Below are 23,923 nucleotides of genomic sequence, written 5' to 3' on the forward strand. Positions count from 1 at the left end.
AATTGCCTTCGCCAGAGGCGATTTCGACAGGTGGCGGACTACGCTCGCGCCTGCCATTCGGAAAACGGCCGCACGCCGAAACTCCGGTCGGGGATGGCGTCGAGAATGCTGATGAACTCGATCGAGTGCCCGTCCGGATCCTTGAAATAGATCGACAGCGCCGGCATCCAGCCGAGAACCACCGGTTCCGTTGCCGGTTCACCGTTAAAGCCGAGAGGCTCCACGCCCTTTGCCTTGAGCAAGGCGGGAGCCTGCAGCACACTATCGGCGGTCATGCGGAAGGCGATATGCAGCCGCATCTTCAAGGGTCCGGTTCCGGTTTCCCAAAGGCCCAGCATGCCGGTCTTCCGGTCGTCCACCCAGAGGAACGTGACTTTGCGCTCCTCGAACGATCCTGCGGGCTCTAGCCCGACGACATCGCGGTAGAAATCCGTAGAGGTCTTGAGATCGGCAACGGTCAGATGGGTCTCGTAGAGTCCGAGCACCTTCGGCATAGCGGCATTTTCGGCGGTCATTTTTTCCTCGCAGCGTCAGGTCTTTGCTTGTTCGACCACCGGAGGCTAGGACCTCAAGACTGGTTGAGGTCAATGGGTTTGCCCATGATATTTCAGATGCGCTGAGGCATTCGGAAATGCAGCGTTCGCAAGCACTGCCGGTGTCGCCACCTATCGATTCCCGGCGGCCAGCCAGAGAAGCTCGATGCGGTCGGCTTCCTCGTCGGGATCATCGGTGAAGACGATTTCGGCTTTGACAAGCGCCTGCCGCCGGTCTTCCTGTTGGCGGAAGATGATGGCGTCAAGCAGGTGTGCGAGATCGTCGTTGCGGGTGAAGAGCTGCGGTTCGGCCTCCACCAGTTCGGAGAGCACGGCGAGATCGTGTATATGGCCGAGATCTTCGACAAGTTCCGTGGCGGCATCGCGCTTGGCCTTCATCGCGCCCGGCCAGACGTCACGCAGAAGAGCATGGTAGAGCCGATAGTCGTAGGCGCGCTTGCGCAGATCGTGGAAATCGTCGGCCGATGCCTCGCCGTGGCAGGCCGCAAGCGCGGTCTTCGCCTTGCGCGCGGTGCGGCGCCAGCTCTTTGCCAGCATGCGGGCATTCTTGCGGTGGCTGCCGTCGAAGGACACTTTATCCAGGGCTGCGATCGCCGCCGTCAGGACGGCAGAGGTTTCCGTCAGCCGCTGCTCCAGGCCGCTTTCGGCTTCGGCCATCCAGTCACGGCGTCCTTCGAGAACAGTGACGATGCGGCCGAGCGCCTCGCTTTCCTCGTTCCCCCGGGCTGATTGTTGGAGATATTGTGCGGTGCCGATGAGGGCGGCAGCGTCGCGGATCGCCGAAAGCGACACTGCGGCACCGCGCAGCCTCGTGTTTTCCTGGGCCTGGAAATCCGGCACCTTGCGACGAACGAGGCGGTAGAGCGAGCGCAGTCGTTTCAGGCTCTTGCGGAAGGAATGGATTGCCTCATCGGTGCCGTCCGGCCGTTCCTCGACAAGCGTAATGGCACGTTCCAGCTGCTGTGTCGCGACGCTGCGGAACGCGTTCGTGAAATCGGCGTCAGGCCGAATGCGATAGGCCATGCCTGTCGTGCTCATATTCTGTGGCAAGGGCCTGGTTGGAATAGCGGAAATCGCCGGTCACCTCGCGGCCAAGCCAGCTGGGTAGGGCCGGATTGTCGGTTTCCGCCGTCATCTCCACCTCGGCGATGACAAGGCCACGATGCTCGCCAGTAAAGACGTCGACCTCCCAGACGAAACCCTGATGTGGAACGCGGTAGCGCGTCTTCTCGATGACGATGCCGATCGCATTCTGCAGCAGCTCTTTGGCATCGGCGATCGGGATGTCGTATTCGAATTCGTCGCGGGTAATCGTGCTGCGGCCGATCTTGATCGTCAGCTTCGCTTTCCTGTCGTCGAGGATGCGCACCCGGACGGAACGGTCGTCCATCGAAGCGATGTAACCCTGCCGGAGAACAGACTTCGTCTCGACGGCGGAACGCCATCCATCGCTGCGTACAAGAAACTTCCGCTCGATCTCTTTCGCCATATCGGTGAACCTTTTGTGACGATTGCGGCACGGTAGACCAATTTCCACGCATTTCCTACCCATCTTGTCATATGGTCTGGTTTTATCTCGACAAGGGTCGGCGGGGGCGTTATTCGGGATCCGAATTCAATCGTTTCAAGGAAGTCGCACGACCATGGGCGAGAAAACAGAAAAGCTCCTTTCCATCCTGAAACTCCAGCCGGTCGTTCCGGTCTTGATCGTCGACGATGCCAAGTCGGCGGTATCGCTGGCCCGGGCGCTCGTCGCGGGCGGCCTGAAGGCGATCGAGATCACCATGCGCACGCCGGCGGCACTCGATGCCGTGCGCGCCGTCGCAGCCGAGGTCGAGGGCGCCGAAGTCGGCGCCGGCACGATCCTGAATGCCGCCCATTGGCAAGCCGCCGTCGAGGCCGGTTCGAAGTTCATCGTCAGCCCGGGTACGACACAGGAACTGCTCGATGCCGCTGCCGACTCCGATGTGCCGTTGCTTCCGGGGGCTGCGACCGCCAGCGAAGTGATGGCTTTGCGCGAAGAAGGCTACCAAGTGTTGAAATTCTTCCCGGCGGAGCAGGCCGGTGGCGCGGCCTTGCTGAAGGCGCTCTCTTCACCGCTCGCCGGCACGCTGTTTTGCCCGACCGGCGGCATTTCGCTGAGGAACGCCAATGATTATCTCTCGCTGCCGAACGTCATCTGCGTCGGCGGCTCCTGGGTAGCGCCGAAGGAACTGATCGCGGCCGGCGACTGGGCTGGCATTACCAGGCTCGCGGCAGAAGCGGCGGCACTGAAGGCCTGAGTTTCGGTAGGGGTGGGGTCGGCCTTCGGGCATAATCCCCACTCCTCAATTTGTATTTCACCCGTCGCAAACCTATGTACCTCTCCAGCTTCAAACAGGGAGATGACGAGGAATGTTCGACGCAAAGAAGCTTCTCGACCAGTTCTTGGGTTCGCAGGTGCCGGGTCTCGGCGGTTCGGTCCGCGACAGGGCGGGCGACGCCGTTCAGACGGCTAAAAACAACCCGCTGGCGACAGGCGCGATTGCAGCCGCGCTTCTCGGCACCAAGACCGGCCGGGGTATTGCCGGCAATGCATTGGCGATCGGCGGTCTTGCCGCCATTGCCGGCCTCGGCTACCAGGCCTACAAGAATTACCAGGCGGGGCAGGCGCCCGCAGCCCCCTCGGATGCGCCCTCGGCCAACAATCCGGTTCTCTTGCCGCCGCCCGCCGAATCCGGTTTCGGACCGACGTCGCCTGCCGGCAGCAATGAATTCGTGCTGGTGCTGATCCGCGCGATGATCGCCGCCGCCAAGGCCGACGGCCATATCGACGATGCCGAACGCGCCCTCATCATGGACAAGGTCAAGGCCGCCGACGTCAGTGGTGAGGCCGCGGCCTTCATCGAGCACGAACTCGCTTCGCCGACGGATATCGATGCGCTGGTGGCCGCGGCGAGGACCGAAGAACAGCGCGTCGAACTTTACACCGCCTCGCGGCTCACCATCGAGCCGGATTCGCGCGCCGAGCGCGGTTATCTCGATCTGCTCGCCGGCCGCCTCGGTCTTGCCGACCAGTTGGTCGACCATATCGAGGCGACGGTGTCCTCCGCCAAGGTGACCTTGTCACAGTGACAAGCAGGCCGGTTGCCTTTGTCGGGCGGCTGGCCTATCCACTCCTAGACAAGGGGAGTGAACATGCGCGATCTAGCAAATTTCAACGGTTGTCCGGCGCCGACGCCGGTCACGCTCAAGGGTCGTTTCGTCACCGTCGAGCCCTATCGGCGCGCGGAACATCTCGAGGCGCTGTGGGACGGGCTCGGCGGTATGGGCATCAACCCGCTGCTTCTCTATTTCGCGCAGGACGATTTCTCCGGTATCGACGATTTCGCCAACTGGCTGGAAGCCGTCCACACCAAGTCCGGCTGGCTCACCCATATCTTCCGTGACAACGCCACCGGCAAGATTGTCGGTATGGCGAATTACATGCGCGCCGACCCGGCAAACGGCGTCGTCGAGATCGGCGGAGTGGCGCACGGCGCCGAGATGAAGCGGTCGCCGCTTTCGACCGAGGCGCATTATCTGATGGCCAAGCACGTGTTCGAGGATCTCGGCTACCGCCGCTACGAATGGAAATGCGACAATAAGAACGAGGCGAGCAAGACGACGGCCGCGCGTTACGGCTTCAGCTTCGAAGGCGTCTTCCGCCAGCACATGATTTCCAAGCATCGCAACCGCGATACCGCCTGGTTCTCGATGATCGATGTCGAATGGCCGATGATCAACGATGCCTTCGAGGCCTGGCTTTCGCCTGAGAATTTCGACGCCGCCGGCAACCAGATCCGCCGCCTGCAGGATATCCGCGCCGATCTCGAAAAGGAAAGGCTCGTATGAGTCCGGAGAGCCGCTCGCAGGCGACAGCCGCCGGCATCATCCTGCTTGGTGCCGCCTTGGTCATCTATTTCCTGCCGACCATCGTGCTGTGGATCGGCAATTTCTCGCCGACACTGGCGATTGCCGTCGGCGTCTGCCTGATCATGGCGTTCTTCGCGGTGTTCTGGCTGCGGGCGCGCTATCAGCGCGGCAGAGAGAAATAGGGCTACAGCTCTACCCCTGCAGCGAGGCCCCGAGCAGCAGGGCGCCCATCAGCATGACGAGCACGGCGCCGAGGATTTCGATGGCGTTGCCGACCCAGATCGAGGCGGTCGAGCCGCGTCCGGAGAGTCGGACGGCCGCCCCCTTGGCCGTGACGGCAAGTGTGGCAAGCAGGGAAACGGTGATCGCCGTGCCGAGCGACATGGCGGCGACGGAAAGCACGCCGCCGAGATAGAGCCCGTTCAGCAGCGAGAAGGTCATGACCAGCAGTGCGCCCGAGCAGGGGCGCAGACCGACGGCAACGATCGCCGACCAGGCCTCGCGGGCGCTGAACCTGTCGCCGGCGAGCAGGGCCGGATCAGGCACATGGGCATTGCCGCAGGTCTCGCAGGCCATGCCGGGAACGAAGGTATGGCCGGCGTCGATGGCCTGTGCCTTGCCGTTGAAGGCATAGACCTGGCGCTCGGCCGCATTATCCTTCCAGTCGAGCATCATGCTGACCGGGCCGGCGGACGTCGCCATCAGCCGGCGGCGCGGCATGTTGCCCACCATCGAGCGCAGTTTGCGGAACAGCAGCCAGCCGCCGAAGAGGATGACCATGACGAAGCTTGCGATTTCCATCGCATGGGTCGCCGCCGTCAGCGTGATACCGGTGCCGCGCAGCACCAGCCAGGCGCCGCCGACCAGCGCTACCGCCATCACGCCCTGGACGAAGGCCGAAATGAAGGAAATCACGACGCCGCGTTTCAACTCGACCTCGTTGGCGATCATGTAGGAGGAGATGACCGCCTTGCCGTGGCCGGGGCCAGCGGCATGGAAGACGCCGTAGGCAAAGGAGAGGCCGATCAGCGATGCCAGCTGCCACGGGTCCTGGCGCATGGCCTTCAAGGCACCGGTCAGCGCCCGGTAAAAGGCCTGCTGCTCATAGTTCACGTAGAGCAGAAGCGGTGCGAGCGGCCCGCCGGTCGGCTGGAAGCTCGGCTCCGCCGTGCCGATGCCGAGCGGCGATTGCGCATGGGCGAGGCTTGCCGCCGTCAGCAGCGCGAGAGCTGCAGCGGAAAGGGTGAGGGGTAACCGTTTCGTCAGCATGTGACCTCCAGCCGGGTGGCGAAGAGTTTGGACATGTTGGTGCCGGTGGGATCGTTGAAGAAGGCGTCCGTCAGTGACTGCTTGTTTTCCGAGATCACCTGGTCGGCATCAGGCCTTACCACCTGATGCTTGCAGGCCTTGAAACCGTCGCCGACCGTTGCCAGTTCACCGTCTGTGGGAAAATCGATCGAGGTATAGAGCGTCGGGTCGTAGACGCCGAAGGTGAGCCTGCCCTTGAGTGGCATCTTCTCCACCGGCTTCACCGCAAAGAACATCAAGAGCTGGCCGTCCTTGTAGTCGACATGGATGATGTCGGGCTTCTGGACGGTGATGTTCTTCCCGTTGATCGTCAGGTTCATGTAGTAGTCGTAATCGGCGAGCGATTGCTTCACCGTCTTTCCGACCTCGGCGAGTTCGTTCGGCTCCAGCTTCAGATCGGTGTTCTTGTCGAAATCCATGACGACGGAGGAGGAGAAGACCTCGTCGAAGCGCCAGACATTGCGCAGTTCCTCGACGCTGCCGTCCTTGCCGGCCACAACTTCGAGACGCGCCTCCACAAAGATGTGCGGATGGGCAAAGGCGGCGGCCGGCGCCAGCGAAAGAAGCGCGGCCATCAATATCGTCGAATGTTTCATCTGTTCCGCTGCCCTGTTCGGTGACCCTGACTTCTTGCCAGAAATTGGGACGGAATTGGGACCGGGTTAGTGGTGGCTGGCGCGGACGGAATGTCGCATCCGCCCCATTATGGATGTTTCTTGAACCAGTTGTGCAGGTAGTCGACGAAGATCCTCACTTTGGCCGGCAGATAGCGCCGATGCGGATAGACGGCGTAGATGCCGCGGTCGGTCGGGAGGTAGTCGTTGAACAGCGTCACCAGTGCGCCGCTCTCGATCGGCTTGCGGGCGATGAAATCCGGGATGAGGGCGATGCCGATGCCGGCGAGCGCTGCGCGCAATGTCGCATGCGGGCTGTTGACCTCGATCGGTCCGCTGACGGCGACGGCGAACGAGGTGTTGTCGGGATTGTGGAAGCGGATGCTTGCCTGGGTGCGCGCATTGGTGTCGACGATGAAGGGGACGTTGGAAATGTCGCTGGGGTGCTCGAGATCGGGATGGCGTTCGAGAAATTCCGGGGTGGCGCAGAGATGGACGCGGAAATCCGAGATCTTGCGGGCGATCATGCCGGAATCCTCGAGTTTGGTGACGCGGATCGCCACGTCGAAACCTTCCTCGATCAGGTCGACGAACCGGTCGTCGGCGGCGATCTCCAGCGAAAGGTCCGGGTTCTCCTTGGCGAAATCGATCAGCGACTGGCCGACATCGGCATCGACGAAGGTGCGCGGCACCGAGATGCGAAGCCGCCCTTTGAGCTGTGCATTGTTTTCACGCACGAGATCGGCGAGGTTGTCGATCTCCTTCAGGATATCGGAGGCGGTGCGGTAGTAGGTATGGCCAGCCTCGGTCATTGAGAACTGCCGGGTGGTGCGGTTGAGCAGCAGGGCGCCGAGCTCATCCTCCAGTTCGCGCACATATTTGGAGAGCAGCGCCTTCGAGCGGCCGGTGCGCCGCGCCGCGGCGGAAAAGCCTTCGGCCTCGACGACATCGATGAAGGCCCGTATGCGTGTCAAGGTGTCCATGGCTGTTCCCGAAGCTGTTTCGGAATGTTGAACAAATTGGGCGATTTTGTTCAATTATTTTTTTGGCCCCAGATTAAAAAATCGCTTGATTATGAAGGCGAATATTCTTATTTCCCACTCAGCCCAAAGTCGCACGTGCCCATGGGTGTCCGCCGAACCCTCGAATTGGTGAGGAAATCGGTAAGGTACCTGGAATTAACCCCTCCAGTCGCTATTCCGGCCAACCGGAAAATGCGAGGACGCCTGAAGCAACGACGGTGCGGGCCTTTTTGTTCTCTCCCTGCTTTCCATCAGCGGGGGTTACTGAAGAGGCACACCATCATTGCCGGAAGTGCGGTTGGGATTCTCCCTCCAATCCATGGCAGACAAAGCCGAACTTACACCGCGTCCGCGGCGTTGGTTCACTATCTGCGCATCGAGCGCTTGCTATGGTTCCGGGGTCTCCACCGGCTGGTTCCAATGCGAGCTATCGTATGCCCTTTGTCCTCCGGTTCATGCCGGAGCTCTGGAATTGGAAGAGGGAATCGATATGACCACCCAGCGCATCCGCGACTTTCTCGCAACCCGACGTCCCGACGGTCCCTGCCTCGTGGTTGACCTCGACGTCGTTCGCGACAATTTCCACGCCTTCCGTCACGCCATGCCGGACAGCGCCATCTACTACGCCGTCAAGGCCAACCCGGCCCCGGAAGTGCTGAAGCTGCTTGCAGGCCTCGGCTCCAATTTCGATTGCGCATCCGTAGCCGAAATCGAAATGGCGCTCGAAGCCGGTGCGACCGCCGCCCGCATCTCCTACGGCAACACGATCAAGAAGGAACGTGACGTTGCCCGCGCGCATGCGCTCGGCGTCAGCCTCTTTGCGGTCGACAGCCACGAGGAAGTCGAGAAGATCTCGCGCGCCGCTCCCGGCGCCCGCGTCTTCTGCCGCGTGCTGACCGATGGCGAAGGCGCTGAATGGCCGCTGTCGCGCAAGTTCGGCTGCGTTCCGCAGATGGCCGTCGACGTTCTCGTCTACGCCCATCAGCTTGGCCTGCAGTCCTACGGCGTCTCGTTCCATGTCGGTTCCCAGATGACCAAGGTCGATGCCTGGGATTCGGCGCTCGCCGATGCCAAGCGTGTCTTCGTATCGCTTGCCAAGCAGGGCATCCACCTGCAGATGGTCAACATGGGCGGCGGCTTCCCGACCAAGTACCTGCGCGACGTTCCGTCCGCAGAAGCTTACGGCAAGTCGATCTACCAGGCGCTGCGCACGCATTTCGGCAACCAGATCCCGCAGACGATCATCGAGCCGGGCCGCGGCATGGTCGGCAATGCCGGTGTCATCAAGGCGGAAGTCGTTCTGATTTCGAAGAAGTCGGACAATGACGATGCCCGCTGGGTCTTCCTCGACATCGGCAAGTTCGGCGGTCTCGCCGAGACGATGGACGAAGCCATCCGCTATCCGATCCGCACGGAGCACGACGGCGACGAGATGGAGCCCTGCGTCATCGCCGGCCCGACCTGCGATTCGGCCGACGTGCTCTACGAGAAGAACCTCTATCCGCTGCCGATCTCCCTTTCGATCGGCGACGAGGTCCTGATCGAAGGCACCGGCGCCTATACGACGACCTATTCGGCGGTCGCTTTCAATGGTTTCGAACCGCTGAAGGCCTACGTCATCTGAGGTCGTTTCCGCCGGCCCCGTAACCAGCCGGGGCGGCAACTTCACAATTTTCCTTCATCGCCGCTGATAACGGTATTGGGTACGGGAGGCCAAGATGGCCGCTGTTCTTGATTCTGTCCGCGCATTCTTTGCGCCCACCACTTTCACCATCGACGCCGAGAATCCCTCGGATGTCGTTGCTCGCGAAAACCTGCTCGACCGCGTCATGGGCGCGGATCGCCGCAAGAAATCGTCGGAGAAGATCCGCCGCAACCGCGTCCCGGCCGAGGGTCTTGCGCTCGTCGCGCGTGACCGCGACGGCCGGATCATCGGTACGGTGCGGCTCTGGAACATCGAGGCCGGCGTCAATGACGAAGGCACGCCGATCAATGCGCTGCTGCTCGGGCCGCTTGCCGTTGCCTCGCAACATGGCGGCAAGGGCATCGGTGCGGCGCTGATGCGGGCTGCGATCCTTGAAGCGAAGAACCGCGGGCATGGCGCCGTCCTGCTCGTCGGCGATGCTGCCTATTACGAGCGTTTCGGCTTTTTTGCCGAAAAGGCTCGCCATCTTGTCATGCCGGGTCCGTTCGAACGCTCGCGCTTTCTTGCGCTCGAGCTGACGGAAGGCTGGCTTGACGGCGCGGCCGGCATGATCGTCCCCTCGGGGCGCATGCTGGCCAGCGCGCCGGTTCGCCGCGCGGCCTGAGCTGTGTCGATGGGTCGGTCGGGGTTGGACGTCCTTTCGCCGTCCGGCAATATCCGCGCCGCTTGACCATGGAGGCAGACGGGCCTGTCGTGGTTGCGGCGCGGATTATTCTTTTGGGCGCGAGCCCAGCTGCGGTCACCTGGGTAAGCATCGCGCGCGGAAACACAATCGCGTGAAAAGTGCCGCAGTCACGCGAACATGGCGCGGCGATATCCTATCTTGCGCCAGATGATCCGTCTTCTCTCCCTTCTGCTTCTCTTCTGCATGCCGCTTGCAGCGGCGGAATCGGCGGTTGCCCAGAGCACGGCTTCCACCGCCGGTGGGCTTGGGCCGCGTCTCGATCGAGTGGCGACCGATCCTGCGATGCGGCCTCTAAAGACGGTGATTGTTGCTCGCGATGGGCGTGTGCTTACCGAACGCGGATTTCATGGTCATTCGCCGGCGGAATCGACCAATATCAAATCCGCTTCGAAATCGATCATTTCGGCGCTGGTCGGTATCGCCATCGACAAAGGCCTGCTTTCGGGGCCGGATCAGAAGATCGCGCCGATCCTGAAGGTCGATCTCCCGCTAACGCCGGATCCGCGCCTCAACGACATCACCATCGGCAATCTTCTCTCCATGCAAGCCGGGCTCGATCGCATGTCGGGGGCGAACTACGGCCGCTGGGTTTCCTCGCGCAACTGGGTACGTTTTGCGCTCTCGCAGCCTTTCGTCGATCAGCCCGGTGGCGAGATGCTCTATTCCACCGCGTCCACGCATCTGCTCTCGGCCATTCTCACGAAGGTCAGCCGGCGGTCGACGCTGGCCTTGGCGCAGGAATGGCTCGGTCCGGTCGATGGTTTCCGCATCGGCGCATGGGAGCGCGATCCGCAGGGCATCTATCTCGGCGGCAATCAGATGGCGATGAGCGCCCGGTCCCTGCTTGCCTTCGGTGAACTCTATCGCAACGGCGGCAAGACTGCCGACGGCCGCCAGATCGTATCTGCCGACTGGATCTCCCAGTCGTGGCAGCCTCGCACCAACTCGCGCTTCTCCGGCGATGAATATGGCTACGGCTGGTTCACGCGGCAGATCGGCGGCGAAGAGGTGCATTTCGCCTGGGGTTACGGCGGGCAGATGCTCTACATCGTCCCGTCGCTCGATCTCACCGTCGTCATGACTTCAGAAGAGAGCGGTCCGTCTGCCCGAAACGGCTACCGGGATCTGTTGCATGGTCTGTTGGCTGATATCATCGGCACGGTGCGGGCCGCCTGACGGCAGCATCCCTTGAATTGTGCTGCAGCGGAAAAACCGCGATCGTTAAAGTCTTAGCGAAGCCTCCAATCAAACCGCAAAGCGCTTGCTGTAGCTTCCCCGCCAGAACTTCGGGAAAGCGCCATGTTGCTGGATCTCAGGACAATCTATTTCATTGTTGCCGTGAGTTGCTTCGTGCTGGGCATTCTCCAGCTTGCAGCCTATGCGACCGGTCGCTTTGAGCGGTGGCCGCTCTGGTGGGGCTTGAGCAACCTTCTTGTCGGCATCGGGTCTTTCCTCGTCGCGTTGCGCAATCTCGTTCCCTATTCGGTCTCGATCGACGGCGGCAATATCGTCACCATCGCCGGCTACATGCTGATGTTCTTTGCCGTACGCGTGTTTTCGGGGCGAGCGCTCGACCAGCGTTCTTTCTGGTTGGCCATCTTGCTCGTCAGCGTGCCTGTCGTGCTCATCGTCAGCGATCCCTCGGCGGTATCGGCGAGGCTCCTCTACGTCTCGGTCATCTGCTGCCTCTGTGATCTTGCCGTCGCAAGGGAGGCAATCAGCATTGTCCGGCGCGAGAGGCTTTATTCGGCAGCCCTGCTTGTCGGCCTCTATGTCTGCACTGCCGCGATCTTTGCGGCTCGCAGCATTCTCGCGGCGACCGGCGAGATCGGCGGGCCGGATCCTTTCGGCGCCAATGTGGTCCATAGCTGGATGGCGGTATCGGCGGTCGCGTTCATCATGCTCCGCAGCATGGCGATGGTGCTGATGGCCGCCGAGCGCAGCCGAAATCAGCTGATGGAACTCGCTCACCACGATCCGCTGACCGGCGCGCTCAATCGCGGCGGCCTCGCGCAGCATCTGCCCGCTCTCGGTTCTCAGCCGGCATCGCTGCTCATCATCGATATCGATCATTTCAAGCAACTGAACGACCGGCATGGCCACGCCGCCGGCGACGATATCCTGCGGCTTTTCGCCCGTGTTGCGAGAGGGATCATGGGGTCCGGCGATCTGCTCGCCCGTCAAGGCGGGGATGAGTTCCTGGCGGTGCTGAAAAATATTTCCTGCGAAGATGCGGTGGCGATTGCCGAGCGCATCCGTCTCACCTTCGCCGCCGCCGTCATGCAGCGGCCGGATCTGGCGATCTTTCCGACGCTCAGCATCGGCGTTGCCGCGCGTCGGGAAAACGACGGAGATTTTGAACGGCTGATGCAGAAGGCGGATGAGGCGCTCTATCGTTCGAAGCGCGAAGGCCGCAACCGGGTCGAAGCCTTCGGAGAGAATCAGCAGGCCGCGTAGGATCGGGCGAATTCCCCATCTCAGAGCGACCCTAGATATTCTGATCCATCGTCTCGGCCGGGATTTCGTCGGCGCGGTGGACGCGCACGAGCGTTGCCGGCACGCCGGCGACCGTGCAATGGGTGGGCACCGGCTTCAGCACGACGCTGCCGGCGGCGATCTTGCTGAAGGCGCCGATTTCGATATTGCCGAGGATCTTGGCGCCCGCGCCGATCATCACGCCGTGGCGGATCTTCGGGTGGCGATCGCCGGTCTCCTTGCCGGTGCCGCCGAGCGTGACGTTCTGCAGGATCGACACTTCGTCCTCGATAACAGCCGTTTCGCCGATGACGATGCCCGAACCATGGTCGAGCATGATCGACGCGCCGATCTTTGCTGCCGGATGGATATCCGGGCCGAAGACCAGCGAAACCAGATTGGCGAGCCAGCTGGCGATCTCCGGCCGGCCGGAGATCCACAGCGCATGGGCGATGCGGTGCGTCTGCAACGCATGAAAGCCCTTGAGATTGAGAAGTGCGTGCAGAAATGTCGTGCAGGCCGGATCGCGTTCGCGCACGGCGATGAGATCGGCCTCGACCTGCCGCATGATATCGTCGTTCAATGTGGATCGGATGAGATCGAAGATATCCCCCGTTTCCACCTGCGCCACCGAAAGCCGGGCGGCCAGCACGCGGGCGATGATATCCTCGTTGCCGGCGGTGTCCGTCACCTGCGCGGCCAGCAGCCGCTGCAATATCGGTTCGCGTGCGGCAAGCTCGGCCGCTTCGGCGCGGATCACCGCCCAGACGGATGCACCGCCCAAAGCCTGCGGCTGTTGCTCGGCCAAACCGAGGCCGGTCGATTTCGGCATTTCCGTTTCCTCTGTCAGCCAGGGCGCCGGCGCAAGCGCTTGCTGCGTGGTTCATGTTTCGCCCGGGCAAGGCATTTGGCAAGCTTTATTCTAGTTGCTGGACGGTTGCAGGGCCGGTGTCAGCGTCGGACGCCGGCGCCAATGATAGAGCACATCCGGCTCTCTTTCCTCGTTATCGGCACCGTCGGTCTCCTCCTCGGCGGTAAAGCCGTGTTTCTCGTAGAAAGCGCGTGCACCGATATTGCGCCGGAACGTCCAGAGCCTGATCTCGTACATCTCCTCCTTGGCGCGGCCGAGAAGCAGAGAGCCGATGCCCATGCCCTGAAAGCCGGGGAGGATGTAGAGCCGCTCTATCCAGCTGTCGCCATAGGCGATGACGCCGACCAGCCGGTTGGCCATGGCAGCACCTAAGATGGTGCAGTTCGGCAACAGATGCATGCGCCAATACTGCTCTTCTTCGGCCGGCGTATGCAGGTCCGGCAGCCAGGGCAGCCGCTGCCACAAGGAGACACGTCTGATACCGGCGGCCGCCTGCATGTGGTCGGCCGCGAGCGCCACGATGTCCGGCTCGATCGAAATGTCATTCATCGCCGGCTAATGTGGCCTCAAGCCGAAATATCGATGACGCCGCAATCGCCGGCTTCGGAGGCGAAGGCAAGCAGCTTGCCGTTTTTGCTCCAGCTCATCGCCGTGATCGCCCCCTTGCCGGGGCGGCGCAGCAGCGCCTCCTTGCTGTCGGCAATGCGCACGGCCAGGATCATGCCGTCGATGAAGCCGATGGCGAGGATGTCTTCGAGCGGATGGAATTTTACGGCGGTCGCCATGATATTGGCGCGGGTGCCGAGTTCCAGCGGCGCCTTGCCCATCGGCCCGTCCTTGCCCTGGAAGGGCCAGACGATTGCCGCCGGCGCGCCCGAAGAGGCGAGCCATTTGCCCTTGACCGACCAGGAGAGCGATTTGACCTTGGCGGGGTAACCGGTCATGCGCATGTGGCGGGCCTCAGCGCCGGGCTTGATGTCGAGCTTCCAGCCGTGCAGCGCGTTTTCCTGCATCGAGGTGACGAGGAAATTACCATCCGGCGAGAAGGTGACGCCGGTATGCGCACCCTTCCATTCGAGATCGACCGGCTTGGCGTTCATGCCGATCCAATGCAGCGACACACCGTTGTAGCGCGCGGCCGCAATCCGCAGGCCTTTCGGCGCAAAGGCCAGGCCTTCGACCGTGCGCTCTTCGGGGAATTCCTTGGTCGTGCCGTCGGCAAGGCGGAGGAGCGAACTCTTGCCGTAGGAATAGGCAACGGCACCCTGCGGGCCGGCTGCGACCTGCGAAATCCACTTGCGCGGCGCGGTGGCGATCTCGCTGACGCTACCGTCGGCGGCAATGCGCAGCACCTTACCGTCCTCGCCGCCCGAGATCAGACTCTCGCTATAGGGATCGCGGATGACGGTGAGCATGCCCTGATGGGCTTCGGACACCCTGTCGCCGCCGTCCAGCCGGTGGAATGTACCGTTTGCGGTTGCGAAGAAGGGAACTTCACCTAAAAATTCGACGGCCAGAACGTGGCCGTCGAGATCAAGCGGTGCAACTGTCGGCATCAGGCGGCTGCCTCACAGGCCTTGAAGGAGGCTTCAAGCTTTGCGCGATCAAGATCGCGGCCGATGAAGACGAGACGGCTCTCGTGCTTCTCGCCTTCTTTCCACGGCCGCTGGTGATCCCCCTCGATGATCATGTGCACGCCCTGAACGACGTAGCGCTCAGGATCGTCCTTGAAGGCGATGATGCCCTTGAGACGCAGAATATTCGGTCCCTGTGTCTGGGTAATCTTCTGGATCCAGGGGAAGAAACGCTCCGGGTTCATCTGGCCGCCGCGCAGCGACACCGACTGCACGGTGATATCGTGGATCGCCGACATCGCACCATGATGATGATCGTGGTGATGGTCATGACCATGGTGATCATGATGATCGTGGTCATGATGGTGGTGGTCGTGATCACAATCGGGGCCGCAGACATGGTCGTCATGGCCGTGCTCCAGGAAATGCGGATCGTTTTCGAGCGCGCGCTCCAGGTTGAAGGCGCCCTGGTCGAGCACGCGGGCGAGATCGACGCCGGAGCGGCTGGTCTTGTAGACGCGGGCGGCCGGGTTGATGGCGCGGACGATGTCCTCGATCACATCAAGTTCTTCCGGGGTTACGAGGTCGCTCTTGTTGATGATGACGACGTCGGCGAAGGCGATCTGGTCTTCGGCTTCGCGGCTGTCCTTCAGGCGCAACGGCAGGTGCTTGGCGTCGACGAGGGCGACGACGGCGTCGAGCTCGGTCTTGGCGCGCACATCGTCATCCATGAAGAAGGTCTGGGCGACCGGGACCGGATCGGCAAGGCCCGTCGTCTCGACGATGATTCCGTCGAAGCGGCCGGGGCGGCGCATCAGGCCTTCGACGACGCGGATCAGGTCGCCGCGCACCGTGCAACAGACGCAGCCATTGTTCATCTCGTAGATTTCCTCGTCCGACTCGACGATCAGGTCGTTGTCGATGCCGATTTCGCCGAACTCGTTGACGATGACCGCATATTTCTTGCCGTGATTTTCGGACAGGATGCGGTTGAGCAAGGTCGTCTTGCCGGCGCCGAGATAACCGGTGAGCACGGTAACGGGAATAGGCTTCTGGGTGGAGATCGCGTCGGTCATGAGAACCTCTAGGATTAGGCGTGCGGCCGAGCGGCTGGGATCGGCTGCTTGAACGGTTGGTCTCATATAATGGCTTGGGCGTGGCAGTTCAAAGGGTTTTATAATGTTATAAGATCACATCGTCTGGCCGGTGCAGGTGACGCATCTTCACCGGAGTTGCGTGACGTCGAATGCATCGACATCTTCGAGCAATTCCGCCAGTCCCTTCACCGCGTGGGCAATCAGCGCCTCACCCTTTTCTGCCGTGGCGGCCGCGGCGTTTCCTGCTGCGCCTGCGGTATTGAGATCCGACATCTTCCAGCCGAAGGCGTGCGGCCCGTAGGCGCGCAGATGTTTGAAACGCGCGGCAAACTCCGTTTGCCGCGAGGAAAAGTCCGCCGCCTTCGCCATATCAACCTTGTCGGGATGAAGCGCCAGCATCACCGAGGTCTCGATATCGCCGCCATGGATGCCGATCGCCTTTTCCTCCGGCGCGACCACGCCGTCGGGCACGCCGAAGCGGGTCCAGCTCGTCGCCACCGCCAGCATGGCAAAGCGGATCCGCGCCTCGGTCGCGACGATTGATATCAAGGGCGAATTGCCGCCATGGGCGTTCAGCATCACGAATTTGCGGATGCCCTGCTTCGCCACGCCTTCAGCGATGCCGAGCCAGCGGTTCACCGCTTCGTCGAAAGCCAGCGACTTCGTTCCTTCGACATCCATATGCTCTACGGAATAGCCGACGGATTCGGCGGGCAGAAAGGTGACCGGCCGGCCGGCAGGCAAGGCCATCTTCAATCGTCCGGCGATACCTTCGGCAATCAGCGTGTCGGTTTCAAAGGGCAGGTGAGGGCCGTGCTGTTCATGGGCGCCGAGCGGCAGCACGGCGATCAGACGGCCTCCGTCCGGGGCAAAGGCCGGGTTGCTGTCCTCGAAGCGCGGCGAAGGCGTCATCATCCGGTCGTACCCTCTTGTTTATGACGAGATCCTGGGCAATGTCATATCGCAGCGGCGCCGGGGCTTAAAGATCAAAGGGATGGCTATGGGAAAGAAGCACAAGGACGGCAAAAAGAACAAGTCCAAGAAGAAGGACCAGACCGAGTATACGCTCGTCGATCTCTCTCCGGCGCTCACCCAGGCGGCGCGTTCCATGCGTACGGTGCTGTCGCGCAACCTGCTTGAAAGCGGCCTCTATGCCGGCCAGGACGGCGTCATTCTCGCGCTTGCCGAGAGCGACGGCATGACGGCTGGCGGCCTTGCCCAGAAGCTCGGCGTCAAGGCGCCGACGATGACGCGCACGATCGGCCGCATGGAGGCGCAGGGCTTCCTCGAGCGCAAGCCCGATGCCGAGGATGCCCGCCTCACCAAGGTCTATCTCACTGAACTCGGCCGCGGCAGCGTGCAGGGGATCGAGATGGCGGCTTCGGCCTGCGACAAGCTGGCGACGCAGGAGTTTTCCGAAAAGGAAATCCGCAATCTCGTCCGCCTGCTGAAGGCGATCGATGCCAATCTGCAGGCCGAAGCCATTCATATCGAAGAACCGGACGAAGACTGAAATTTCCCTGAAAGACGAATTGCTTCCGCCGATTAAATCTTTTAATTAAACATTTTAAGGGCCGCGCCGGTTTCCGGCGGGGTCTTGCCTGTCTTGCGTGCTGCCTGGAGGAGGACACGTGGTCCAGAAAATCAAGCTTTCGACAATCGCCGAAACACTCGGCATTTCAACGGCGACCGTATCGCTTGCCTTACGCGACAGCCCGCTCGTCGCCGGCAATACCCGGGAGAAAATCAAGGAACAGGCGCGCGCGCTCGGCTATATCTACAATCGCCGCGCCGCCAGCCTTCGCACCTCGCGCTCCGGCATCATCGGCGTCGTCGTCCACGACATCATGAACCCCTTCTATGGGGAGATCCTGAAGGCGATCGAAAGCGAGCTCGACCGCAGCCGCCACACCTTCATCCTGTCCAACCATTACGACAATGTCGAGAAGCAGCGCACCTTCATCGAGACGCTCCTGCAGCTCGGCGGCGACGGCGTCATCATGTCGCCGGCGATCGGTACGCCGCCTGAGGACGTGCAACTGGCGGAAGAAAACGGCATGCCGGCGATCCTGGTCGCCCGCTCGATGGAAGGGCAGGACCTGCCGACCTATCGGGGTGACGACAGCTACGGCATCTCGCTTGCCACCAATCACCTGATCGGCCTTGGCCACCGCTCGATTGCCATGATCGGCGGCACGGACCAGACATCCACCGGCCGCGATCGTTACCAGGGTTATGTCAATGCGCTGCGCAAGGCCGGCATCGAGGTCGATCCGAACCTGCGCATTCCCGGCCCGCGCTCGAAGCAGGGCGGCTTCGAGGCCGCCGTACATTTCCTGTCGCTGCCGCAGAAGCCGACGGCGGCCGTCTGCTGGAACGATCTCGTGGCGATCGGTCTGATGAACGGCATTGCGCGCGCCGGCCTGGTGCCCGGACGCGATATTTCCGTCACCGGTTACGACGATCTCGAGGAAGCCTCGATCGCCACTCCGGCGCTGACGACTGTCTGGAACGGCCAGACCGAAGTCGGGCGCCTGGCCGCCCGGGCGCTGCTCGATCGCCTTGCCGGCAGCCACGAGCCTGACGGCATGCATCTGATCAAACCGGAAATGCGCATTCGCCAATCCACCAGTCCCCATCGGCCCCGCGCCTGAACCAAGACCGTCATCCAAGAGGAAAAGCCATGTCCCGCATTGCCATTCTCGTCCCTGGGAAGATACACGAGCGTGTTCTCGAAAGGCTGAAGGATCGTTTTGATATCATCGCCGTCGCACGCGAGGAAAGGCTTGCGCTTGAGGGCGAGACCGCCGGCCGTATCCGCGGCGTCGCCGTTTCCGGCCCGTTTCCGGGCGCCTGGATGGACCAACTGCCTGGAGTCGAGGTGGTCGCCAATTTCGGTGTCGGTTATGACGGCGTCGATGTGAAACATGCTGCCGAGAAAGGCATCGTCGTCACCAATACGCCTGATGTCCTGAACGACGAGGTCGCCGATACGGCGATCGGCCTGCTGCTGAATACGGTCCGCGAGTTGCCGCGGGCCGAAGCCTGGCTGCGGGCGGGCAACTGGAAGCCGGGCACTGCCTATCCGCTGTCGCGCTTCTCGCTCAAGGGCCGCCATGTCGGGCTTTATGGTCTTGGCCGCATCGGGCTCGAAATCGCCAAGCGGCTCGAGCCGTTCAAGGTGAAGATCAGTTATCACACGCGGTCGCGCCATGCCGATGTGGCCTACGATTATCACCCGACATTGAAGGGGCTGGCGGAAGCGGTGGATACGCTGATCGCGATCGTTCCGAAGACGCCGCAAACGCACAAGACGATCGATGCCGATATTCTGGCCGCACTCGGCCCGAACGGCATTCTCGTCAATGTCGGTCGCGGCTGGACGGTGGACGAGCAGGCGCTGAGTGCTGCCCTCGCTTCCGGCGCGCTCGGAGCGGCCGGCCTCGACGTTTTCTATGAAGAGCCGACCGTGCCGGCCGACTTGCTGGAGCCGGCCAATGCCGTGCTGCTGCCGCACGTCGCCTCCGCGTCGGTGCCGACGCGCAATGCGATGGCCGATCTCGTCGCTGACAATCTCATCGCCTGGTTCGAGAACGGTGCGGCGCTGACGCCGGTGCCGGAGACGCCGCAGAAGGCTTAGGCGTGTCGCACCGACTCTGCGGCCGGCTCAAGCGCGCTGTCTAACGCACGGCGCGTCGGCGCCGCAGCATCAGGCGATTGCCTGCGCGGGGATGGCTGGCAGCTTCCCGGCGGCATAGGCGCGGACGGCGTCGCCGAAAGCGGCGAACAGCTTGTTCGAAGGCTTGTCGGTTTCAGCCCAATATTCCGGATGCCATTGCACGCCGACGGCGAAGGCCTTGGCGTCGATGACGGAAACGGCTTCCACCGTGCCGTCCTCGGCGGTCGCTTCCACCTGCAGGCGCGGGGCGGTCCTGGCAATCGCCTGGCGATGCAGGGAATTCACGCGGACCTCGCCCGGGCCGAGAATGCCGGCGATGCAGGATCCTTCCTTGACATGGACGCTCTGGCGAACGGCGTACATGCCGTCCCGGTCGACGCCTTCCGGCCGGCGATGGTCCCAGATGCCGGGCTGCTCCTGGATCTCGCTTGCCAGCGAGCCGCCGAGGGCGACATTCAGCTCCTGGATGCCGCGGCAGATGGCGAGCATCGGGATGGCGCGGTCGATGGCGCGGCGGATGAGCGGCAGGCTGGTGGCGTCGCGGGCAGGGTCGAAAGGGCCGTCCTTGTCACTCGCCTCCGCGCCGTAGAGCGAGGGATGAACATTGCTGGCCGAGCCGGAAACCAGCAGGCCGTCGACGCGGTCGAGAATCGCGTCGGTATCGTAGCCTTCCTCGAAAGCGGGGATGATGAAGGCCATGACGCCCGCCGCATTCAATGCAGCACGCAGATACTGATGCTGCGCGGCGTGCCAGGTGGCGCCGTCGAAGCTACGGATATCGGCAGGAATGGCAACGATCGGTTTCGTCATATCAGCCCCGGTCAAAAATCTTATGCTGGTCATTTCTGCCGCCAGAACAGCCGTCAAGTCAACGTTTGGCTGTATCAGCCAGGCAAATTGCGGCGGAGGCGGTGCCGCCGCTGGCGTTTGCCGCTAAGCCGCTGATTCTGATGGGTACGTGTGCGCCGTCCTATTGCCATCTTGATGCCAAAGGCTAATAGACTAAAGCTTGAATCGCGGCCACTGCCATGCTTAGCTTTGCCCTCGCTGCGGGTAGGGGTGAAGACTGACCGCGCAGTGCCATCTATATGGGAGGTTTTTGATGGATCGTCGTTCGTTTTTCAAGAAGGCGGGAACCGCCAGCGCCGGTGCGGTCGCCGCAACGGCATTGGCAGCGCCTGCGATCGCGCAGGAGAATCCGAAGATCGCGTGGCGCATGACATCGTCGTTTCCGAAGAGCTTGGATACGATCTATGGCGGAGCCGAGGATATCGCCAAGCATGTTGCCGCCGCCACCGACGGCAATTTCACGATCCAGCCCTTTGCGGCCGGTGAAATCGTGCCGGGCCTGCAGGCCGTCGATGCCGTCGCCGCCGGTACGGTCGAGGCAGCCCACACCACCTCCTATTATTTCGTCGGCAAGGACCCGACCTATGCCATCGGAACGGCCATTCCGTTCGGCCTGAACAGCCGCCTGACCAATGCCTGGTATTACGAAGGCAACGGCAACAAGCTGATGAACGAATTCTATGCCACACAAGGCATGTATGCGCTGCCTGCTGGCAATACCGGTGCGCAGATGGGCGGCTGGTTCCGCAAGGAAATCAATACGCTCGACGACCTCAAGGGCGTCAAGATGCGCATTGCCGGCCTTGCCGGCCGTGTCATGGAAAAGGTCGGCGTGATCCCGCAGCAGATCGCCGGCGGCGACATCTATCCGGCACTGGAAAAAGGCACGATCGATGCGGCCGAATTCGTCGGTCCCTATGACGACCTGAAGCTCGGCTTCCACAAGGTGGCGAAGTACTACTATTATCCGGGCTGGTGGGAAGGTGGCCCGACGGTGCACGGATTCTTCAATCTCGAAAAATGGAGCAGCCTGCCCAAGCATTATCAGGCAGCCCTGACCGATGCCTGCGCCTTCGCCAACACCAATATGCTGGCGAAGTACGACACGAAGAACCCGACGGCGCTGAAGCAGCTCGTTGCGGAAGGCGCGACGCTGCGCCCGTTCAGCCAGGAGATCATGGAAGCATGCTTCCAGGCTGCGACCGGCATCTACAGCGAAATCTCGGGCACCAACCAGTATTTCAAGAAGATCTACGACGATCAGACCGCCTTCAAGCGGGATGCCTATCTCTGGATGCAGCTTTCGGAATACACCTTCGACACGTTCATGATGATCCAGCAGCGGGCTGGGAAGCTTTAAGCTTTCCGCCGGCAAGCTCGGCAGTTGAGATGAACGCAATGGCAGAACCCCGGATTCCGTCCGGGGTTTTGTTTTTCTGGGCTGCTATTTGGCAGGTGGCGGCGGTGCTCCGGGCAGGCCGTTCAGTGGCGGCAGGGTCAGGCCGGGGATCTGCGGTGAGCCGTTGCCGCCGCCCAGCGGCGGCAGGCCGAGCTGGCCGCCGAAGCCCGGGACTTCGATCTTGATCGAGTTCGGATCGACCTTCGGGCCGCGATCCAGCCAATAGGTTACCGATTGCGGCCAGAAAATCACGATCGCCACCAGGATCAGCTGCATGCCGACCCAGGGGAGTGCGCCCATGTAGATATCCGAGGTCTTGACGTCTTTGCTGGCGATCGAGCGCAGGTAGAAGAGCGCGAAGCCGAAGGGCGGGTGCATGAAGCTCGTCTGCATGTTGACGCAGATCAGCACGCCGAACCAGATCAGGTCGATGCCGAGACTGGAGGCGACGGGGGCGAGCATCGGGATGACGATGAAGGCGATCTCGAAGAAATCGAGGAAGAAGGCGAGCACGAAGATGAAGATGTTGACGAAGATCAGGAAGCCGACCGGGCCGCCTGGTATGCCCGACAGCATATGCTCGATCCAGCGCGAGCCGTCCATGCCCTGGAACACAAGGCTGAAACAGGTGGAGCCGATGAGGATCATCACCACCATCGAGGTGATATGCGTGGTCGATGTCATCGCCTCGCGGATCAGCGGCCAGGTGAGGCGACGATTCATGGCGGCGAGCAGCATGGCGCCGACAACGCCGAGCGCGCCGGCTTCGGTCGGTGTCGCAAGGCCCATGAAGATCGTGCCGAGCACCAGGAAGATCAGCACGATCGAGGGCACCATGCCCATCAGCACTTTCACGAGCAGCGCCCAGTTGAAGTCGCCGCGCACCTCCTTCGGCAGCGGCGGCATCGACTTCGGCCGAATGATCGACATCACCAGGATGAAGAGCACGAAGATCGTCACCTGCAGGATCGAGGGACCGATCGCGCCGAGATACATGTCGCCGACCGACCTGCCGAGCTGGTCGGCGAGAACGACGAGCACGAGCGAGGGCGGGATCACCTGGGTGATCGTGCCCGAGGCGGCGATGACGCCGGTGGCAAGGCGGGGACTGTAGCCGTAGCGCAGCATGATCGGCAGCGAGATCACCCCCATTGTGATGACGGAGGCGGCCACCGTGCCGGTGATGGCGCCGAGCACGGCGCCGACGAGGATGACGGCATAGGCGAGGCCGCCGGGGATGCCACCGAAGAGCTTGCCGGTGCCTTCGAGCAGATCCTCGGCCAGCCCGCAGCGCTCCAGCACCGCGCCCATGAAGGTGAAGAAGGGGATGGCGAGCAGCAGGTCGTTGGAGACGATGCCGAAGAAGCGCAGCGGCAGAGCCTGCAGGAAGACCTCGCCGAAATGGCCGGTGACGATGCCGATAATGCCGAAGAACAGCCCGACGGCGGCGAGCGAAAAGGCGACCGGAAAGCCGTAGAGCATGAAGATGACCATGCCCAGGAACATGGCCGGCGGGATGATGCCGAAATCAAACAAATCCGTTTCTCCCAGCCCGCGCTACTGCAGCGGCTTTTCGTATTTCATATCGATGCTGATATGGCCGGTAAGGGCTGCGATCCGCTTGATCAGTTCGGAAACGCCCTGAAGGGAAAGCAACCCGAAACCGGCGACGAGGACCAGCTTGACGGGCCAGCGGATCAGCCCGCCGGCATTGCCCGATATTTCCCCCTGCTGGTAGGAAAGCGCGAAGAACGGCCAGCAAATCCAGGTGAGGAAGATGCATGCGGGAAGGAGGAAAACGATAAGGCCGACAATGTCGATCCAGATCTTCGCCCTGTCGGAAACCGAGCCATAGATCAGATCGACGCGGACATGCTCATTGTTGCGCAGCGCATGCGAGGCGCCGAGCAGGACGACGAAGGCGAAGAGATACCACTGGATCTCAAGCCAACCGTTCGAACTGTAGTTGAAGGCATAGCGGACGATGGCGTTTCCGGCGCTTATCAGACAGCAGAACAGCACCATATATTCGGAAATTTTGCCCATGAACTGGCTGATCGAGTCGATCAGCCGACTGGCGGCCAGAAGTACCGACATTTTCTCCCCTTGTTCTTATCCTGCCGGTTTTCCGGCAGTTTTCCCTTTGCAACCGATGTAGACTACGGCCTTTGAAATTGAAAGGATAAATGCCTGGCCT

The 23,923-nt window shown here is 62.0% G+C and carries 26 protein-coding genes; 12 read left to right on the top strand and 14 right to left on the bottom strand.

What is annotated here, in order from left to right:
• Positions 1-38: 38 nt before the first annotated feature.
• From EEQ99_RS15710 to EEQ99_RS15720, 3 genes are all read right to left on the bottom strand, one after another.
• Complete coding sequence (locus EEQ99_RS15710; RefSeq protein ID WP_127430725.1) at positions 39-515, bottom strand: VOC family protein; 477 nt, start codon at positions 513-515, stop codon at positions 39-41.
• A gap of 150 nt (positions 516-665) precedes the next feature.
• On the bottom strand, positions 666-1,577 hold the full coding sequence (locus EEQ99_RS15715; RefSeq protein ID WP_127430726.1) for a CHAD domain-containing protein: 912 nt from the start codon (positions 1,575-1,577) through the stop codon (positions 666-668).
• Positions 1,555-2,043 (bottom strand): CYTH domain-containing protein, encoded by a 489-nt coding sequence (locus EEQ99_RS15720; RefSeq protein ID WP_047616306.1) that lies wholly within the window; start codon positions 2,041-2,043, stop codon positions 1,555-1,557. The genes EEQ99_RS15715 and EEQ99_RS15720 overlap by 23 nt, the downstream gene beginning before the upstream one ends.
• Positions 2,044-2,197: 154 nt before the next feature.
• Between EEQ99_RS15720 and EEQ99_RS15725 the strand changes: the two genes are divergently transcribed.
• The 4 genes from EEQ99_RS15725 (at position 2,198) to EEQ99_RS15740 (ending at position 4,630) form a co-directional block, all read left to right on the top strand.
• Complete coding sequence (locus tag EEQ99_RS15725) at positions 2,198-2,836, top strand: 2-dehydro-3-deoxy-phosphogluconate aldolase (RefSeq protein ID WP_127430727.1); 639 nt, start codon at positions 2,198-2,200, stop codon at positions 2,834-2,836.
• 112 nt (positions 2,837-2,948) lie between these two features.
• Positions 2,949-3,668 carry a tellurite resistance TerB family protein gene (locus tag EEQ99_RS15730; RefSeq protein WP_047616310.1) on the top strand — a complete coding sequence of 240 codons (720 nt, stop codon included), beginning with the start codon at positions 2,949-2,951 and terminating at the stop codon, positions 3,666-3,668.
• A gap of 63 nt (positions 3,669-3,731) precedes the next feature.
• Complete coding sequence (locus tag EEQ99_RS15735; protein WP_063475297.1) at positions 3,732-4,427, top strand: GNAT family N-acetyltransferase; 696 nt, start codon at positions 3,732-3,734, stop codon at positions 4,425-4,427.
• Complete coding sequence (locus EEQ99_RS15740; protein ID WP_047616314.1) at positions 4,424-4,630, top strand: hypothetical protein; 207 nt, start codon at positions 4,424-4,426, stop codon at positions 4,628-4,630. Before EEQ99_RS15735 ends, EEQ99_RS15740 begins: the two co-directional genes overlap by 4 nt.
• Positions 4,631-4,640: 10 nt before the next feature.
• Here the strand turns inward: EEQ99_RS15740 and EEQ99_RS15745 are convergent, their stop codons facing one another.
• From EEQ99_RS15745 to EEQ99_RS15755, 3 genes are all read right to left on the bottom strand, one after another.
• Positions 4,641-5,717 (bottom strand): nickel/cobalt transporter, encoded by a 1,077-nt coding sequence (locus tag EEQ99_RS15745; RefSeq protein WP_063475298.1) that lies wholly within the window; start codon positions 5,715-5,717, stop codon positions 4,641-4,643.
• Positions 5,711-6,352: a DUF1007 family protein gene (locus tag EEQ99_RS15750; RefSeq protein ID WP_047616317.1), complete on the bottom strand. Its 642-nt coding sequence runs from the start codon at positions 6,350-6,352 to the stop codon at positions 5,711-5,713. Before EEQ99_RS15750 ends, EEQ99_RS15745 begins: the two co-directional genes overlap by 7 nt.
• Positions 6,353-6,459: 107 nt before the next feature.
• Complete coding sequence (locus tag EEQ99_RS15755; RefSeq protein ID WP_047616318.1) at positions 6,460-7,353, bottom strand: LysR family transcriptional regulator; 894 nt, start codon at positions 7,351-7,353, stop codon at positions 6,460-6,462.
• Between the two features lie 529 nt (positions 7,354-7,882).
• On the opposite strand from EEQ99_RS15755, the gene odc2 reads away from it, so the two are divergent.
• The 4 genes from odc2 (at position 7,883) to EEQ99_RS15775 (ending at position 12,239) form a co-directional block, all read left to right on the top strand.
• The gene (gene odc2 / locus EEQ99_RS15760; RefSeq protein WP_016737287.1) at positions 7,883-9,016 is read left to right on the top strand and encodes an ornithine/lysine decarboxylase; all 1,134 of its coding nucleotides are present in this window, start codon (positions 7,883-7,885) and stop codon (positions 9,014-9,016) included.
• Between the two features lie 94 nt (positions 9,017-9,110).
• Complete coding sequence (locus tag EEQ99_RS15765) at positions 9,111-9,701, top strand: GNAT family N-acetyltransferase (protein WP_028757641.1); 591 nt, start codon at positions 9,111-9,113, stop codon at positions 9,699-9,701.
• 228 nt (positions 9,702-9,929) lie between these two features.
• Positions 9,930-10,958 (top strand): serine hydrolase domain-containing protein, encoded by a 1,029-nt coding sequence (locus tag EEQ99_RS15770; protein WP_164735941.1) that lies wholly within the window; start codon positions 9,930-9,932, stop codon positions 10,956-10,958.
• A gap of 123 nt (positions 10,959-11,081) precedes the next feature.
• Positions 11,082-12,239 carry a GGDEF domain-containing protein gene (locus EEQ99_RS15775; RefSeq protein ID WP_097543075.1) on the top strand — a complete coding sequence of 386 codons (1,158 nt, stop codon included), beginning with the start codon at positions 11,082-11,084 and terminating at the stop codon, positions 12,237-12,239.
• Between the two features lie 31 nt (positions 12,240-12,270).
• Here EEQ99_RS15775 and cysE read toward each other — a convergent pair whose 3' ends face one another.
• The 5 genes from cysE to EEQ99_RS15800 all read right to left on the bottom strand — a co-directional run bounded on the left by cysE (position 12,271) and on the right by EEQ99_RS15800 (position 16,714).
• Positions 12,271-13,089, bottom strand: a complete 819-nt coding sequence (gene cysE / locus EEQ99_RS15780) for a serine O-acetyltransferase (RefSeq protein ID WP_047616324.1) — start codon at positions 13,087-13,089, stop codon at positions 12,271-12,273.
• A gap of 90 nt (positions 13,090-13,179) precedes the next feature.
• Positions 13,180-13,677 carry a GNAT family N-acetyltransferase gene (locus EEQ99_RS15785; RefSeq protein WP_127430728.1) on the bottom strand — a complete coding sequence of 166 codons (498 nt, stop codon included), beginning with the start codon at positions 13,675-13,677 and terminating at the stop codon, positions 13,180-13,182.
• 17 nt (positions 13,678-13,694) lie between these two features.
• Positions 13,695-14,684 carry a WD40 repeat domain-containing protein gene (locus tag EEQ99_RS15790; RefSeq protein WP_127430729.1) on the bottom strand — a complete coding sequence of 330 codons (990 nt, stop codon included), beginning with the start codon at positions 14,682-14,684 and terminating at the stop codon, positions 13,695-13,697.
• Positions 14,684-15,778 carry a CobW family GTP-binding protein gene (locus tag EEQ99_RS15795; RefSeq protein WP_047616331.1) on the bottom strand — a complete coding sequence of 365 codons (1,095 nt, stop codon included), beginning with the start codon at positions 15,776-15,778 and terminating at the stop codon, positions 14,684-14,686. Before EEQ99_RS15795 ends, EEQ99_RS15790 begins: the two co-directional genes overlap by 1 nt.
• Positions 15,779-15,925: 147 nt before the next feature.
• Positions 15,926-16,714, bottom strand: coding sequence for a creatininase family protein (locus EEQ99_RS15800; RefSeq protein WP_047616333.1), 789 nt, complete (start codon positions 16,712-16,714; stop codon positions 15,926-15,928).
• Between the two features lie 85 nt (positions 16,715-16,799).
• On the opposite strand from EEQ99_RS15800, the gene EEQ99_RS15805 reads away from it, so the two are divergent.
• From EEQ99_RS15805 to EEQ99_RS15815, 3 genes are all read left to right on the top strand, one after another.
• Complete coding sequence (locus EEQ99_RS15805; RefSeq protein WP_047616336.1) at positions 16,800-17,312, top strand: MarR family winged helix-turn-helix transcriptional regulator; 513 nt, start codon at positions 16,800-16,802, stop codon at positions 17,310-17,312.
• Between the two features lie 118 nt (positions 17,313-17,430).
• Positions 17,431-18,453 (top strand): LacI family DNA-binding transcriptional regulator, encoded by a 1,023-nt coding sequence (locus tag EEQ99_RS15810; protein WP_003590238.1) that lies wholly within the window; start codon positions 17,431-17,433, stop codon positions 18,451-18,453.
• 29 nt (positions 18,454-18,482) lie between these two features.
• Entirely contained in the window at positions 18,483-19,439 is a 957-nt protein-coding gene (locus EEQ99_RS15815; protein ID WP_097595176.1) for a 2-hydroxyacid dehydrogenase, read from the top strand.
• 69 nt (positions 19,440-19,508) lie between these two features.
• Here the strand turns inward: EEQ99_RS15815 and EEQ99_RS15820 are convergent, their stop codons facing one another.
• Entirely contained in the window at positions 19,509-20,288 is a 780-nt protein-coding gene (locus EEQ99_RS15820) for a gamma-glutamyl-gamma-aminobutyrate hydrolase family protein (RefSeq protein WP_047616342.1), read from the bottom strand.
• 292 nt (positions 20,289-20,580) lie between these two features.
• Here EEQ99_RS15820 and EEQ99_RS15825 point away from each other — a divergent pair, with 292 nt between their 5' ends.
• Entirely contained in the window at positions 20,581-21,687 is a 1,107-nt protein-coding gene (locus EEQ99_RS15825) for a TRAP transporter substrate-binding protein (protein WP_018243590.1), read from the top strand.
• 84 nt (positions 21,688-21,771) lie between these two features.
• Here EEQ99_RS15825 and EEQ99_RS15830 read toward each other — a convergent pair whose 3' ends face one another.
• Together EEQ99_RS15830 and EEQ99_RS15835 are read right to left on the bottom strand one after the other, a co-directional pair.
• On the bottom strand, positions 21,772-23,262 hold the full coding sequence (locus tag EEQ99_RS15830; protein ID WP_047616343.1) for a TRAP transporter large permease: 1,491 nt from the start codon (positions 23,260-23,262) through the stop codon (positions 21,772-21,774).
• A 21-nt stretch (positions 23,263-23,283) separates the two neighbouring features.
• Positions 23,284-23,823, bottom strand: a complete 540-nt coding sequence (locus tag EEQ99_RS15835) for a TRAP transporter small permease subunit (RefSeq protein WP_047616344.1) — start codon at positions 23,821-23,823, stop codon at positions 23,284-23,286.
• Between the last annotated feature and the right edge of the window lie 100 nt (positions 23,824-23,923).

This window comes from Rhizobium anhuiense (genome assembly GCF_003985145.1).
GTDB classification, from domain to species: domain Bacteria; phylum Pseudomonadota; class Alphaproteobacteria; order Rhizobiales; family Rhizobiaceae; genus Rhizobium; species Rhizobium anhuiense.

Excerpts from the sequence above, each read along its gene's own strand:
- EEQ99_RS15720 (WP_047616306.1), bottom strand. The coding sequence starts at position 2,043 with ATGGCGAAAGAGATCGAGCGGAAGTTTCTTGTACGCAGCGATGGATGG.
- EEQ99_RS15765 (WP_028757641.1), top strand. The coding sequence starts at position 9,111 with ATGGCCGCTGTTCTTGATTCTGTCCGCGCATTCTTTGCGCCCACCACT.
- EEQ99_RS15805 (WP_047616336.1), top strand. The coding sequence starts at position 16,800 with ATGGGAAAGAAGCACAAGGACGGCAAAAAGAACAAGTCCAAGAAGAAG.
- EEQ99_RS15800 (WP_047616333.1), bottom strand. The coding sequence starts at position 16,714 with ATGATGACGCCTTCGCCGCGCTTCGAGGACAGCAACCCGGCCTTTGCC.
- EEQ99_RS15835 (WP_047616344.1), bottom strand. The coding sequence starts at position 23,823 with ATGTCGGTACTTCTGGCCGCCAGTCGGCTGATCGACTCGATCAGCCAG.
- EEQ99_RS15775 (WP_097543075.1), top strand. The coding sequence starts at position 11,082 with ATGTTGCTGGATCTCAGGACAATCTATTTCATTGTTGCCGTGAGTTGC.
- EEQ99_RS15735 (WP_063475297.1), top strand. The coding sequence starts at position 3,732 with ATGCGCGATCTAGCAAATTTCAACGGTTGTCCGGCGCCGACGCCGGTC.
- EEQ99_RS15745 (WP_063475298.1), bottom strand. The coding sequence starts at position 5,717 with ATGCTGACGAAACGGTTACCCCTCACCCTTTCCGCTGCAGCTCTCGCG.
- odc2 (WP_016737287.1), top strand. The coding sequence starts at position 7,883 with ATGACCACCCAGCGCATCCGCGACTTTCTCGCAACCCGACGTCCCGAC.
- EEQ99_RS15820 (WP_047616342.1), bottom strand. The coding sequence starts at position 20,288 with ATGACGAAACCGATCGTTGCCATTCCTGCCGATATCCGTAGCTTCGAC.
- EEQ99_RS15825 (WP_018243590.1), top strand. The coding sequence starts at position 20,581 with ATGGATCGTCGTTCGTTTTTCAAGAAGGCGGGAACCGCCAGCGCCGGT.
- EEQ99_RS15715 (WP_127430726.1), bottom strand. The coding sequence starts at position 1,577 with ATGGCCTATCGCATTCGGCCTGACGCCGATTTCACGAACGCGTTCCGC.
- EEQ99_RS15815 (WP_097595176.1), top strand. The coding sequence starts at position 18,483 with ATGTCCCGCATTGCCATTCTCGTCCCTGGGAAGATACACGAGCGTGTT.
- EEQ99_RS15710 (WP_127430725.1), bottom strand. The coding sequence starts at position 515 with ATGACCGCCGAAAATGCCGCTATGCCGAAGGTGCTCGGACTCTACGAG.
- EEQ99_RS15785 (WP_127430728.1), bottom strand. The coding sequence starts at position 13,677 with ATGAATGACATTTCGATCGAGCCGGACATCGTGGCGCTCGCGGCCGAC.
- EEQ99_RS15750 (WP_047616317.1), bottom strand. The coding sequence starts at position 6,352 with ATGAAACATTCGACGATATTGATGGCCGCGCTTCTTTCGCTGGCGCCG.
- EEQ99_RS15770 (WP_164735941.1), top strand. The coding sequence starts at position 9,930 with ATGATCCGTCTTCTCTCCCTTCTGCTTCTCTTCTGCATGCCGCTTGCA.
- EEQ99_RS15725 (WP_127430727.1), top strand. The coding sequence starts at position 2,198 with ATGGGCGAGAAAACAGAAAAGCTCCTTTCCATCCTGAAACTCCAGCCG.
- EEQ99_RS15740 (WP_047616314.1), top strand. The coding sequence starts at position 4,424 with ATGAGTCCGGAGAGCCGCTCGCAGGCGACAGCCGCCGGCATCATCCTG.
- EEQ99_RS15755 (WP_047616318.1), bottom strand. The coding sequence starts at position 7,353 with ATGGACACCTTGACACGCATACGGGCCTTCATCGATGTCGTCGAGGCC.
- EEQ99_RS15795 (WP_047616331.1), bottom strand. The coding sequence starts at position 15,778 with ATGACCGACGCGATCTCCACCCAGAAGCCTATTCCCGTTACCGTGCTC.
- EEQ99_RS15730 (WP_047616310.1), top strand. The coding sequence starts at position 2,949 with ATGTTCGACGCAAAGAAGCTTCTCGACCAGTTCTTGGGTTCGCAGGTG.
- EEQ99_RS15790 (WP_127430729.1), bottom strand. The coding sequence starts at position 14,684 with ATGCCGACAGTTGCACCGCTTGATCTCGACGGCCACGTTCTGGCCGTC.
- cysE (WP_047616324.1), bottom strand. The coding sequence starts at position 13,089 with ATGCCGAAATCGACCGGCCTCGGTTTGGCCGAGCAACAGCCGCAGGCT.